Genomic DNA, 12,610 nt, shown 5'->3' with positions numbered 1-12,610 from the left:
CCGGACGGGCTGAATAGGGCGCCCTGGGCGCGCATGTCAGCCCGTCCGGCGTTTGAGGACGAGCGGCGAAGCCGCGACAAGCGGGGTCTGGGGCGGCAGCCCCAGGAATCGGCGAAGGGGCGGGACTGGGGCAACCCCCCGCCGGGGTAACGTCCCACCGTGGCCCGCATACCCCGCCCCCTCCTCGCCCTCACCCTCACCCTCCTCTGCTGCGCAACCGCCTGCGGCGGCAACGCCAACAGCGAAGCAGCGGAAACCACCGCCCCCGGCAGCAAGCCGACACCGGTAGCCGCCGCCACGGCGAAACCGTCGCCCACGACCGCCCCGACCCTCCCCCCGGGCAAAGCGGGCGCAGCGCCCCTCTTCTCACACGGCCGCCGCGACCACGGCAAACGCGTAGCACTCACCTTCGACGCCGACATGACGTCCGATCAGGGCCCCCGCGCCAAACGCGGCGAGCACTTCGACAACCCCGCCCTCATCGCCACCCTCCGCCGACTCCACGCGCCCGCGACGATCTTCATGACGGGCCGATGGGCCGAGCAGTACCCGGACCAGGCGCGGTCGATCGGCGCGGACCCGCTCTTCGAGGTCGCCAACCACTCGTACAGCCACCACGCGTTCGCGTCCCCCTGCTACGGCCTGCCGCCGGTGAAGGGCGGGGCCCGGGCGGACGTGGAGAAGGCGTTCGCCGCGTTCCGGCGCGCCGGAGTCGAGCGGACCGTGCCCTATTTCCGCTTCCCGGGCGGGTGCCACAACCCGTCCGTGCTGAAGGAGTTGGGCCCGGCGAAGGTGACGGCCGTGCAGTGGGACGTGATAAGCGGCGACGCGTTCGCCAAGCGGCCCGGGCCGGTGGCGGACGAGGTGCTGGCGAAGGTCCGGCCCGGCTCGGTCGTGGTGATGCACTGCACGCGCAGCGCGGCACCGGCCACCGAGGCGGCGGTCCGGACGATCGTCCCCCGGCTCCGGGAACGCGGCTACGAGCTCGTCCGCGTCTCCGACCTGATCGCCGGCGGCTGACTCCGGGAGCCCCCCCCCCGGGGAGCCGGTCACCGCCGGGAGCTCAGCGCGCACGCCACCGCCGCCGCCCCCGCCGCGAACACCGCCGCGACGGCCAGCGGCAGCAGCGGCCAGCTGACCTCCCCGCTGCGCGAGCCGCTGACCAGCTCGGTGACGGCGGCGTTGGCGGGCGAGCCGCCGGGCAGCAGCACCAGGAACACGGCCAGCACGGTGGCGGGTACGGACCGGGCCGTACTGCGCAGCAGCGGCCGGTTGCAGAGGGCGCCGACGGCCGTACCGAGCAGCGCGCAGCTCGCGGCGGCCGTGAGCCCCGCGCCGACGGCCGGCCCCAGCGGCACGGCCACCCGCCGGCCCGAGGCGTGCGGATCCGACAGCAGCGCCACGACCGCGGTCCCGGCCGCCGCCAGGACGAGCGACGCGAACAGGGCGGTCAGCACCCCGGCCAGGTGGACACGCCACGGCCCGGCCGCCGCGGCGGCGCAGTCCCGGGCGGCGTCCGGTTCGTTGGTGACGCACACCCGTACCAGCCAGGCGGCCACCGGCAGCAGGAGGCCGGCGGCGAGCCCGAAGGAGTCGAGGACGGGCTCCCCGGGCCGTACCCCGATCCCGAGAAGGACGGCGTACAGCATCAGCGGCGGGAGCCAGCGGTGGGAGCGGAGCAGCAGCGCGGCCTGGTAGCGCAGCAGGGCGGTCATCGGTGCGGTTCCTCCGGGGCGGGCACGGCGGTCACCGAGCGGATGTGCCAGGGCGGTGCGGTGGTGAGCAGGGCGTGGAGCAGCGCGTCGGAGTCGGCGGCGGCGACGGTGAACCGGACGCCGCCGGGGAGCGGTTCGCGGACCGGTGCGCCGGGCAGCCGCTCGGGCGGCGGCCCGGCACCCTCCGCCTCGATCCGGACACGAGGGCCGGCCGCCGCGTCCGGCGCGACGGCGACGAGCCGTCCCGCCTCCACCCGCCGGACCGCGCGGCACGCCCCGGCCAACCGCCGTGGATCGTGGTCGACGAAGACGACGGCGCCCCCGTCGGCGACGCGGTCGAGCACGGCCCGGTCGAGGACATCGCGGGAGTCGCGGTCGAGCCCGGTCCACGCCTCGTCGAGGACGAGCAACGCGGGCGCGCCGACCAGGCCCTGAGCGACGGCGACCTTCTGGGCCGTGCCCTTGGAGAGCTCCCGCAGCGGCGTGTGGGCGTACCGGCCGGCGCCGAAGCGTTCGAGCCACTCCCCGGCGGCGCGGCCGGCCGCGCGCCGGCCGAGACCGTGGATGCGGCCGAGGCGGGTGAGGTAGCCGAGGGCGGTGAGCGGCAGCGCCGCGGGAAAGCGTTCCGGAACGTACGCGGTGCGGGGCCGGCCGGTGATCCGACCGGCGCTGGGGGCGTCGACGCCGGCCAGCAGCCGCAGCAGCGTGGACTTGCCGCTGCCGCCCTCGATCCGCAGCAGCGTGCCGCCCGGCACCTTCAGCCCGACGTCCCTGAGCACCCACCGGCCGCGCACGCCGTACCGGCGCCCGACGTCACGGAGTTCCACAGGATCCCCACCCCTCCCCGATTCCCTGATCACCATAGCGGCCCCGGGGTCGCGGCGGACGGCTGGCAGACTGGGTCCGTGACCAGCTCCGAAGCCGGCATCCCGGCCGATTCCAGCGACCCCCGCGACACCGCGCCGCAGTTCGTCCTGCCCCTGGTGGTACGGATCGAGAAGACCGCCCCGCCGGCCCGTACCGACGCCCTGGAGACGGCGGCCCGCGCGGTGCTCGTCCTGCTGTCGGACGAGCGTTCCACCGCGGAGGGCGAGTGGGCGCAGGCGGTCCGGGACTGGCAGGACGCCCGGATCCGCAAGGTCGTCCGCCGGGCCCGGGGGGCGGAGTGGCGCCGGGCCTCGGCACTGCCCGGGATCACGGTGACGGGCGAGACGGCCGAGGTACGGGTCTTCCCGCCCGTCCCGCTCGACGGCTGGCCGCCGGAGCTGGTGAAGCTCCAGGTGTCGGGCACCGACCTGGACGACCCCGCCGCCCCCGGCCCGGCCGACCCGGAACGACCGGTGCTCTGGCTGAACCCGGACCTGGAGATGTCCGCCGGCAAGGCCATGGCCCAGGCCGGCCACGGCGCCCAACTGGCCTGGTGGCGCCTGGACGACACGGCCCGCAAGGCGTGGCGCGAGGACGGCTTCCCCCTCTCCGTCCGCACCGCCGACCCCGCCCGCTGGCCGGAACTGACGACGAGCGGCCTCCCGGTCGTCCACGACGCCGGCTTCACGGAAATCGCCCCCGGGCTAACTCTTGCAGTTGAAGGCGGCGAGCGCTACTGCCCGGTTGGGCGCCTGCAACGACCGTAAAAGGTCACCTGCGCGTCTGGAGAACGAGCAGGGGGTCTGCGGCCTGATCGTTCTGCGACAGTACCGAGACCGAGCGCCGGAGTGTTGGCGCCGTTCGTGAGTGCGGACGCCAGACACTCGCAGTGTCACTGGCACCGAGCATGCGCGACCGACTGCACCGCCTTCGCCGACTCCGGCATCAAGGACGCCTGCGGCAACGCGACCGTCCTCACCGACGGCGGTTACCAGGACACCGGCGCCCGCATGCCCCACCGCCGTTAGGCCGGGCAGGACCGGCTACCCGACCGGAAGAACAGCACAACACCTCTCACCGGCGGGTCCGGGCCCGCGTCGAGCACGCCTTCGCCCGCATGAAGAACTGGAAGATCCTGCGGGACTGCCGTCTCACGGGCGACGGAGGCGCCGCCGAAAGCTGGCCACGGGGGATTCGGCGTCGACATGCCGCACTCCCGGGGCGGGGCCATGGATGGCGCGCCCAGGGGCCGAGCCCTCATGTGCCGGGTATCACACCGCACATATCGTTCTTTGTTCGCTATTCGCCGTTGAATGATCGAGGGCTGATCGACAACACCTTAGTCTTGATGGTCCCATCACGGGGCATCGAACGGGGAGGCACTGCCGTGAGCGAGGCCGGCAGCGGAAAGGTCCTGGACATCAAGGCGGAGGACCTGAAGTCCTCAGCGCCGACGTTCAGTGAACAGAGTGGAAAGCTTCGCGAGGCTCTGACCACTTTGACCACCACACTGGACGGCCTCGGGGCCCCGTGGGGTGAGGACGAACAGGGCAAGCAATTCGCGAAGGGTTACACGCCGGCGCGCAAGAAGATAGAGAACGCCACGAAAATCCTCATCGACGGACTCGCCAGCATTCACGAGGCGATGGCGGACATGTCCGACGGACACGTCGACAACGACAAGCTGATCGGCTCGATGTTCAGCAAGAAGGGCGTCAAGGGCGGCGGGCGGCAGGACGCGGGCAAGTCCGGCGAATGAGTCTCAAGCACAAGGTCCAAAGCTTCCTCGTCCACCACATGGGCCTGTACTGGCCAGACGGGGACGCGGCGAAGCTGCGTAAGGCCGCGAAGGCGTGGCGGGCGTTCGCGGAGAGTGTCGACGACATCCGCGGCCCGGTCAACAACACGGCCGGCGCCCTCATCCATGACAACAAGGGTGAGGCGATCGAGGCGTTCGAGACCTTCTGGGGTCGCTACGCCAAGGGCAAGGACGCCGGATGGCTCAGTGACGTCTCCGATGCCGCCAAGGAGATGGCGAAGGCGTGCGACAAGATGGCCGCCGCGATCGACCACGCGATGGAAGAGCTGTGGGAGAAGATCTCCGTCGACCTGGCGGTGCTGGCGACGGGCGTCGCCCTGGCGATAGCCACCGGAGGTGCCCTGTCGGGCGCGGCCGCTGCGGCCGCCGAGGCGATCATCGCCGGCGGCGCGTCCGTGGGGATCGCGGTGACCACGACGGTGGCCGAGATCGCCGGGTTCACGTTGGCCGCGGCCGCGTTCGGCGGGCTGGAAGCGGTGACCGTGGACCTCGCGGTGGCCCAGCCGATGAAGATCTCCCTGGGCCTGCAGAAGGACTTCGACTGGGGCGAGGCCGACACGTCCGTCAAGGACGGCATGCTCTTCGGCGGCGCGTTCGGCGGTGCCGGAAGCTTCGCGAAGAACGCGGCCGAGGCGGGAGGCGTCCGCAACCTGCTCAACGGCGTCCGACCCGGCCTGGCGGAGGAGTTCGGTGCGGCGGCCCGCCTCCCCTCGCAGATCAAGTGTGAACTCGACCCCATCGACGTCGCCACCGGCGCGATGCTGCTGCCGCAGACCGACGTCACCTTGCCGGGCGCCCTGCCGCTCGTCGTCGAGCGCACGCACGTGTCGTCGTACCGGGCCGGCAACTGGTTCGGCCCGACCTGGGCCTCCACGCTCGACGAGCGCGTCCAGCTGGACCCCGAGGGCGTGGTCTTCGCGGCCGCCGACGGCATGCGGCTCGTCTATCCGATTCCCGTACCCGGCGAGCCGGTCCTGCCGGTCAAGGGCCCGCGGTGGCCCTTGGAGTGGGACGGCACGCCGGACGGCATGATGACCGTCACCGAGCCGTACAGCGGCGTCGTCCGCACCTTCGCCCACCCCGCGCCCTGCGCGGTCCCGGGCGCGGCCCAGCTGCCGCTGGAGAGCGTGCAGGACCGCAACGGGATGCGCGTCGACATTGAGCGCACCCTGAGCGGCACCCCGACCGCCATCCGGCACTCGGGCGGCTACTACGTGGCGGTCGACACCGACGGCCCGCGCGTCACCGCCCTGCGGCTGCTCGACCAGGCACCGTCGCAGTACGAGCCCCAGCAGACGCCCGGCGGCGGCACGCTCCTGGTCCGCTACGGCTACGACGACGCGGGCAACCTCACCGAGGTCGTCAACTCCAGCGGCAAGCCGCTGCGGTTCACGTACGACGCCGAGGGCCGCGTCACCTCGTGGACCGACCGCAACGGCACGTCGTACGGCTACGTCTACGACGAGCGCGGGCGCGTCGTGCGCACGGAGGGCAGCGACGGCTTCCTTTCGGGAACGCTGGAGTACGGGGACGGATCGCGGACGACGACGGTCACCAGTTCGCTGGGCCGGCAGAGCTTCTATCGCTGGGACGCCGACGGCCATGTCGTCGAGGAAGTCGACCCGTTGGGGCACACCACGCACACTGAGTGGGATTCCCGGGGCGAAAATATCCTCTCCCGCACCGACCCGCTCGGTCGTACGACCCGCTACGCCTACGACGAGACAGGCAACCTGGCCGAGATCACCCTGCCTGACGGAAGCACCGTCCTGGCGTCTCACGATGGTCTCCGCCGACCGATCGAGGTCACGGGTGCAGGCGGGGCCACCTGGCGCCACGCGTACGACGAGAGGGGAAACCTCCTCACCACGACCGATCCGACCGGCGCCGAAACGCACTATGCGTACGACGCCTCCGGAGGGCTCGTCTCCGTCACTGACGCGTTGGGCCACACCCGCCGAATCACCTGCGATGCCGCCGGTCTGCCCTTGACCGTTACGGACCCCCTCGGCAACGTCATGACGATCCGCCGCGACGCCTTCGGCCGGATAGCCGAGGCCGTCGACTCCCTGGGCCAGACGACGCGTATGGAGTGGACGACCGAGGGCAAGCCACGCAGTCGCGTCTTCCCCGATGGCAGGCGCGAGACCTGGACCTGGGACGGCGAGGGCAACCTCCTCACCCACACCGACCCGGCGGGTAACACCACCGAGCACGCCTACGGCCCCTTCGACCTGCCCACGTCTCGGACCGGATCCGACGGTGCGACGTATGACTTCGCCTACGACACCGAACTGCGTCTCGTGAGCGTGACCAACCCACAAGCATTCAGCTGGTCGTACGAGTACGACGAAGCCGGTCGTCTGACCGCTGAGACCGACTTCAGCGGCCGCCGCCTCACCTATGTCCACGACGCGGCGGGGCAACTGGAATCCCGCACCAACGGCGCGGGCGAGACGGTCCGCTTCAGCAGGGATGTGCTCGGCCGCACCATCGAGCAGAGCGCGGGGTCACAGCAGAGCGTCACCACCTGGGCGTACGACGGGTCGGGCCGGCTGGCCCGAACGGCCGACAGGGAAGCCGAGGTCGTCTTCGAGCGCGACGCGCTGGGCCGCGTGGTGTCGGAGGCCGTCAACGGCCGGGCGTTCCTCTACGCGTATGACCTCTTGGGGCGCCGCACTCAGCGCACCACGCCGTCGGGCCTGCGGACGGAGTGGACGTACGACGCGGCGGGACGTGCGACCGAGCTGCGCAGCGAGGCCGGTTCCCTGACCTTCGTCTACGACGCGGTGGGCCGTGAGACGGAACGCCATCTGGGTGAGGGGGTGACCCTCACCCAGACTTGGGACTCGGCGGACCGCCTGACCGCGCAGAGCGTCACCGGCCACCACCCGGAGGCCGACCGCCTCCTCCAGCACCGCTCCTACGCGTACCGGGAGGACGGTCACCTTGCCGAGATCCGTGAACTGACGTCGGGCACCCGTCGCTTCGACCTGGACACTGCGGGCCGTGTCACCGGCGTACGGGCCCACGGCTGGACGGAGACCTACGCCTATGACACGGCGGGCAACCTCACTCATGCCTCCGCCCCCGCCCATGGCGCGCCGGGCAAGCGGGGTTTCGAGGCCGGCGTGGTCCGTAAGGCCGGCCGCACGACGTACGAGCACGACGCTCAAGGCCGGCTGGTACGCAAGACCCGCAAGCTCCTCAGCGGCCAGTCCCGCACGTGGACGTACTGCTGGGACGCGGAGGACCGTCTGACGTCTGTGGTCACGCCGGACGGCGAGCAGTGGCGGTACGCGTACGACCCGCTCGGCCGCCGCGTGTCCAAGCACCGCATGTCGGACGACGGCTCGCCGGCGGAAGCGGTCACGTTCGCATGGGAGGGCACGCGCCTCGCCGAGCAGACGGCTGCGGACGGCCGGACCACCACGTGGGACTACGCCCCGGGCACGTATCGGCCCCTGGCCCAGACCGATCACCAAGCGGTGGTCACCTGTGCCGCGGAGAAGTCTCTGATCTCTCACTTCTCCGGGAATTCCGAGGGTGATGGAGGCACGCGTTTTCACGCGGTCGTCACGGACCTGATCGGGACGCCGACGGAGCTGGTGACGCCGGACGGCGAGCTGGTCTGGCAGCGCCGCACCGGTCTGTGGGGCACCCTTCTTCCCGCTCCGCCGGATTCCGGTACCGAGTGTCCCTTGCGTTTCCCCGGCCAGTACTACGACGCCGAAACCGGCCTGCACTACAACTATTTCCGTCACTACGACCCGGAGACGGGGTGCTATCTGACCCATGACCCTCTGGGCCTCGATCCCGCTCCCAACCCGAAGGCGTACGTAGACAATCCCTTCGCTTGGGTGGACCCCCTCGGTCTCACGCCCTGCACCCCTGGATACCGTGCACAGTCGGAACATCCGGACAGTCAACGACTGTCGGTCGACTCAAACGGGAACGTCAGCCTCAAGGGGGACGGACAGCTGTACGTCAACCTGAGTGGCGACATATCGCACTCGCTCACGTTCCGCGGCGGTACGGGCGAGGTGATTGCCTTCGATCTCCCGGAGTCGTACGTTCAGAAGATCCGGGACTCAGCAGTTCGGCAGCGTCAGCCCAAGGACCTCAAGCACCTCAGCGCGAAAGAATGGAAGATCTACCGGCGGACGCATCCGGAGATAGCCGACCCCAAGGTATCTCCCGGTCTGTACGGTATACCCCCGAACATGCTCGAAGAGTTCGAGAAGGCGATAGTCCCAGGCTCCGGGAAAGTACTCAAGGGAGACGGTTCATGACCAGGCGGGAAAGGGAAATTGAACTGCGGAGGGTTCACGAGAGGCCGTCGGAGGAAGACTCCGGACGGCTCCTCGGCCGCTTCGAGGTGGCTGTCGACGGCACTCCCGAGGACTACGCCCGCCGTCTGAGGTCGGTTCTCTGGTCGGCGCTGAACATCGCCGGGGAATCGGGCTTCGAGGAGGCGGACGAACTGCCGACGGAGACGGTGCCGGACTGGTTCGCTGAAGTGTCCGGTGAGCACGGCCGCAGAGCCGGCCGGAAGCCCGGTCCGGACGACGCGGTCGCTGAGGCCGGCGCCTCCGTGTACGTGTCCGAGCGGGAAGAGGAGCGGTGGGGGCTGCAGGAGTGGCTGTTCACCTTCGACCCGGAGAACAGAAGCTGGCTGTGGTGGGACGTGACCGAGTCGGCGGACGGCGGGACAGTCAGCCTTTGGGTGGACACCCGTGGTGAGCCGGTGGTCGGGTGCGAGCAGTTGTACTGGCTCGCATACACATGCGGGGCACATTCGGTGGGGCGTATGGTCCTGGAGCGCGTGGAGCGCTGGCAGGGGGAGCGCTCGCTGGCGAACGAGCCCATCGCCTTGTGAGCGCTCAGTTAAGACCATGTCCTATGTGGTGAGGCGTCGCTGTTCAGGGCATGGGGCGGGGAACGTGGGACTGAATCGTGCCGGACGGGCTGTGGGAGATAGCGAAGCCGTTGATCCCGCCGTCGAAGGTGCGGCAATAAGGTGGTGGGACGCAGGACACGCCTGATGAGACGGTCTTCGCCGCGATCATCTAGTGCTGGTCAGCGTGTGTGCCTGGCGAACTCTGCCGCCGTGCTTCGGCATATCGAAGTCGACCGCCCATCGCCGGTTCCTGTATCTGGTCGCGTGCCGGCGTCTGGGGCCGGCTACACGAGGCGGTCCTGCACCGGCTCGACGCCGCAGGCCTGATCGAGATCGGCGCGGCCGGCGCGCAGCGCACAGCAGGTACTGGCGGATGCCGGGATGGCGACGTTGCCGGTGCTGCGGGAGACGGTTGAGGGGCTGCCATCCCGTATCCGGCACGCGGTGGGAGTGCATTTCGGCTCGTGGGATGCGACAGGGACGCCGGTGGAGGCGGCAGCGGGGAAGATGGTGCGACCTGCGCTGGCCGCTGGCGCTGCCAGCGGCGATGGCGGTGGAACTGGTCCACAACGCCTCCTTGCTGCACGATGACCTCATCGACGGTGACCGGTTACGCCAGGGGCGGCCCGCGCTGTGGGTCCAGGAGGGGGTGCCGACCACGATTCCGGCCGGGGACGCTCTCTTCTTCCTGGCGGTCCAGGCCCTCAACGCCGCTCCGCCACCGTTGGGCGGTGCAGCGGGGTGAGCCAGTTGACGGCCGCCGTGCAGGACCTGTACGTCACCCGAGAGCCGCTACTTGCCGGGGAAGAAGAAGCCCAGCAGGAGCTCGAGGATGATCAAGCCGACACCAGCGACTCCACCAGCAGCAGCGTTCCTATAGATGATCGCCGCGATCACCACAGCGGCGGCAATCGCGGCCGGCTCTGGCGCCCCCTGCCGCTCTGCCGCAATGACCATTACCGCGACCAGGACAGCTGTGAGGGATAGGCGCAACGCGTCGCCCATCCGGCGTGGTGGTTTGAGGTCACGCTCGTCCAAGAGCGCTCCGATCTGCCCCAGGGCATACCGCTCACTGATCGTCAACGCCATACGCGCGAGGTCGCGCGCCGCCTTCTGCGCATCCTTGTCCAGTTCGGCCTCAGCGGCCCGCAACGCCCCCACCACCTGGGTCGCGTGACTCTTCAACGGTCCGTTGCGCCGCGAGAAGAGGGGGACAGTTCCCCTGGTCACCCGAGCACCTCGCACGCGCATCACGGGAAGCCGCAAGGACAGGTTCCGGAGGTACACATCGCGGCCGCTGGAAGAGCGCACGATGTCCGCACCTCATCTGCCTGCCGTCTGTGGCGTACAGCCAGGGGAGCCCCCACCCATCTCATCACCGGCCGATCATCGCACCCCGTGACCAACAGGATCGGCCGTTCTCAACTCCTCGCGGACGACCGCGCCCGGTAGGGGTCCATCGCTCTCTGAGGACCAGATCCTCACATGACCGCAGCCACGAGTTGATCACAGATGGTACGCAGGTCACAGCACAATGCACCATCCTGTACCTGAGTGAAATCGCCCCCGGCTCCGCAACGATCGCAGCCGAAGGCGGCGAGCGCTACTGCCCCCTCCCGCGCCTGCGACGCCCGTAGCCGGGCTGCCTGTGCTCCCGACGCGGGGGCGGGCGATTGGTGGGCGGGAAGATCGTAGGCGGGCTTCCTGTGCCGGTGTGCGCGGTGTGCGTCGAGATCGCGTTGGTCGGCGCGGGCGTTCTGTGACCGCACTCGCTCTCTCCTGCCCCTACGCGGTGTCCAGGAGACGGCGCAGGCGCAGGCTGTCCGGGGCGACGGCGGTGGCCAGTGTGGCCGGGCCGGCGAGTGGTGCCAGTACGCCCTGGCCGTTTTCCGGGGCGCCGCCGAGCAGGCGGGTGGCGGGGGGCTTGTCTTCGAAGGCGGGGTCGACGATGAGGATCTGCCCGGTCGCGCGGTAACCGGCGAGGACGGCCGGGCCGTCCCAGCCTGGTATGCCGGGCCCGTATTCGGCCTGTTGGTCCAGCAAGGTGCGCCCGCCGCGCCGGAGGGTGAGCCGGGTGAGCAGATGGCCGGAGGGCTCGCCGGCGCGCCCGAGGATTTGTTCCTCGCGCAGCACGAGCCGTGCGGTGGGGGCGAGGTCGATGGTCCAGCTCTGGCGCAGATTGCTGCCGGCCGTGCAGATCAGCGCTTTGGGCAGCCAGTGCAGCTGTGCGTGTTCTTCCACGGTCAGGTGCACGTCGTAGGTGGCGTGTTCGGTGGTCGGGCCGCGCAGGGCGAGGGTCGCGGCGGCGGTGGTGATGTGCAGGGCGGCGCCGCGCCGGGCGGTGGCTTCGATCCGCAACCGGTCGCCGCCGAGTGGGGCGATCATGGCGCCGATGACGCATACCCGCGCCTGGTGGCCGTGCGGGTGCAGGCCCCGCACGTCGAAGGGGCCTTCGCCGTCGAGGACGGGCAGGACGGTGGTGTCGCCCTGGGCCGCCGCCACGATGCGGGCGGTGGCGTGCACGCCCGCGGCGGCCTGCCGGGGGACGGATGAGGCGTGCCCGCCGGCCAGGGTCATGCGGAGGCCGTGGCCCAGTCGGTGACGCGTGCGCGGACCCAGTCGGCGACCGGCCGCACGCCGTCCTCGGCCTTGATACTGGTGAAGGCGACGGGCAGTTCGCCGCGCTGGGCCCGGGCGTCGCGGGCCATGCTCTGCAGGTCGGAGCCGACGTAGGGGGCGAGGTCGGTCTTGTTGACGACGAGGAGGTCGGCGGTGGTGACGCCGGGGCCGCCCTTGCGGGGGATGTCGTCGCCGCCGGCCACGTCGATGATGAAGATCTGGTGGTCGACCAGGCCCCGGGAGAAGGTGGCGGTGAGGTTGTCGCCGCCGGACTCCACCAACACCAGGTCGAGGCCGGAGCCGATGGTGTCCTGGAGGCTCTCGACCGCTTCGAGGTTGGCGGAGATGTCGTCGCGGATGGCGGTGTGCGGGCAGGCGCCGGTCTCCACCGCGGCGATCCGCTCGGGTGGCAGGACCGCCTCGCGGAGCAGGAACGCGGCGTCCTCGCGGGTGTAGATGTCGTTGGTGACCACCGCGATGGACAGCTCGTCCCGCAGCGCCCGGCACAGGGCGGCGACGGTGGCGGTCTTGCCCGAGCCGACCGGCCCGCCCAGGCCGATGCGCAGGGCACGCCGGGTGCCGTCCGGGAGCTGCGATTCCGCGCTGTGCGTGTGGCGCTGGGGGAATGTCTCTGCGTGGTCGAGGTGCATCAGGTCGCCCTCCGAACTCTCGCGGTGCTGCGTGACGGTC

At 70.7% G+C, this 12,610-nt stretch carries 11 protein-coding genes and 2 pseudogenes; 8 read left to right on the top strand and 5 right to left on the bottom strand.

Annotated features, from left to right (window positions below):
* Window positions 1–159 precede the first annotated feature (159 nt).
* Window positions 160–1,020, top strand: coding sequence for a polysaccharide deacetylase family protein (locus ACSNOK_RS06490; protein ID WP_436779604.1), 861 nt, complete (start codon window positions 160–162; stop codon window positions 1,018–1,020).
* A gap of 29 nt (window positions 1,021–1,049) precedes the next feature.
* Here the strand turns inward: ACSNOK_RS06490 and ACSNOK_RS06485 are convergent, their stop codons facing one another.
* Window positions 1,050–1,715, bottom strand: coding sequence for an ABC transporter (locus ACSNOK_RS06485; protein WP_436779603.1), 666 nt, complete (start codon window positions 1,713–1,715; stop codon window positions 1,050–1,052).
* Window positions 1,712–2,542: an ABC transporter ATP-binding protein gene (locus ACSNOK_RS06480; protein ID WP_436779602.1), complete on the bottom strand. Its 831-nt coding sequence runs from the start codon at window positions 2,540–2,542 to the stop codon at window positions 1,712–1,714. The genes ACSNOK_RS06485 and ACSNOK_RS06480 overlap by 4 nt, the downstream gene beginning before the upstream one ends.
* 78 nt (window positions 2,543–2,620) lie before the next feature.
* On the opposite strand from ACSNOK_RS06480, the gene ACSNOK_RS06475 reads away from it, so the two are divergent.
* From ACSNOK_RS06475 to ACSNOK_RS06445, 7 genes and pseudogenes are all read left to right on the top strand, one after another.
* The gene (locus ACSNOK_RS06475) at window positions 2,621–3,349 is read left to right on the top strand and encodes a peptidyl-tRNA hydrolase (protein ID WP_436779601.1); all 729 of its coding nucleotides are present in this window, start codon (window positions 2,621–2,623) and stop codon (window positions 3,347–3,349) included.
* A gap of 150 nt (window positions 3,350–3,499) precedes the next feature.
* Window positions 3,500–3,747, top strand: a pseudogene (locus tag ACSNOK_RS06470) (transposase family protein); the annotation flags it as partial.
* A gap of 222 nt (window positions 3,748–3,969) precedes the next feature.
* Complete coding sequence (locus tag ACSNOK_RS06465; RefSeq protein ID WP_436779607.1) at window positions 3,970–4,341, top strand: hypothetical protein; 372 nt, start codon at window positions 3,970–3,972, stop codon at window positions 4,339–4,341.
* On the top strand, window positions 4,338–8,693 hold the full coding sequence (locus ACSNOK_RS06460; protein WP_436779600.1) for a DUF6531 domain-containing protein: 4,356 nt from the start codon (window positions 4,338–4,340) through the stop codon (window positions 8,691–8,693). Before ACSNOK_RS06465 ends, ACSNOK_RS06460 begins: the two co-directional genes overlap by 4 nt.
* The gene (locus tag ACSNOK_RS06455) at window positions 8,690–9,280 is read left to right on the top strand and encodes a hypothetical protein (RefSeq protein WP_436779599.1); all 591 of its coding nucleotides are present in this window, start codon (window positions 8,690–8,692) and stop codon (window positions 9,278–9,280) included. Before ACSNOK_RS06460 ends, ACSNOK_RS06455 begins: the two co-directional genes overlap by 4 nt.
* Before the next feature lie 74 nt (window positions 9,281–9,354).
* Window positions 9,355–9,636 (top strand): annotated as a pseudogene (locus ACSNOK_RS06450) (transposase); the annotation flags it as partial.
* A gap of 134 nt (window positions 9,637–9,770) precedes the next feature.
* Window positions 9,771–10,046 (top strand): polyprenyl synthetase family protein, encoded by a 276-nt coding sequence (locus tag ACSNOK_RS06445; protein WP_436779598.1) that lies wholly within the window; start codon window positions 9,771–9,773, stop codon window positions 10,044–10,046.
* A gap of 47 nt (window positions 10,047–10,093) precedes the next feature.
* Here the strand turns inward: ACSNOK_RS06445 and ACSNOK_RS06440 are convergent, their stop codons facing one another.
* The 3 genes from ACSNOK_RS06440 to ureG form a co-directional block, all read right to left on the bottom strand.
* The gene (locus tag ACSNOK_RS06440; protein ID WP_436779597.1) at window positions 10,094–10,531 is read right to left on the bottom strand and encodes a hypothetical protein; all 438 of its coding nucleotides are present in this window, start codon (window positions 10,529–10,531) and stop codon (window positions 10,094–10,096) included.
* A gap of 555 nt (window positions 10,532–11,086) precedes the next feature.
* Complete coding sequence (locus ACSNOK_RS06435) at window positions 11,087–11,878, bottom strand: urease accessory protein UreD (protein WP_436779596.1); 792 nt, start codon at window positions 11,876–11,878, stop codon at window positions 11,087–11,089.
* Window positions 11,875–12,570, bottom strand: a complete 696-nt coding sequence (gene ureG / locus ACSNOK_RS06430; protein ID WP_436779595.1) for an urease accessory protein UreG — start codon at window positions 12,568–12,570, stop codon at window positions 11,875–11,877. The genes ACSNOK_RS06435 and ureG overlap by 4 nt, the downstream gene beginning before the upstream one ends.
* Window positions 12,571–12,610 lie beyond the last annotated feature (40 nt).

Origin of the sequence: Streptomyces sp. URMC 126, assembly GCF_051386555.1 — a bacterium.
Classification (GTDB): domain Bacteria; phylum Actinomycetota; class Actinomycetes; order Streptomycetales; family Streptomycetaceae; genus Streptomyces.
Note: the sequence above shows the minus strand (reverse complement) of the source record. Positions and strands in the feature narration are given on the sequence as shown.

What these genes read in the sequence shown, in the direction of transcription:
- ACSNOK_RS06485 (WP_436779603.1), bottom strand. Translation starts at nt 1,715, where the DNA reads ATGACCGCCCTGCTGCGCTACCAGGCCGCGCTGCTGCTCCGCTCCCAC.
- ACSNOK_RS06460 (WP_436779600.1), top strand. Translation starts at nt 4,338, where the DNA reads ATGAGTCTCAAGCACAAGGTCCAAAGCTTCCTCGTCCACCACATGGGC.
- ACSNOK_RS06455 (WP_436779599.1), top strand. Translation starts at nt 8,690, where the DNA reads ATGACCAGGCGGGAAAGGGAAATTGAACTGCGGAGGGTTCACGAGAGG.
- ACSNOK_RS06445 (WP_436779598.1), top strand. Translation starts at nt 9,771, where the DNA reads ATGCGACAGGGACGCCGGTGGAGGCGGCAGCGGGGAAGATGGTGCGAC.
- ACSNOK_RS06435 (WP_436779596.1), bottom strand. Translation starts at nt 11,878, where the DNA reads ATGACCCTGGCCGGCGGGCACGCCTCATCCGTCCCCCGGCAGGCCGCC.
- ureG (WP_436779595.1), bottom strand. Translation starts at nt 12,570, where the DNA reads ATGCACCTCGACCACGCAGAGACATTCCCCCAGCGCCACACGCACAGC.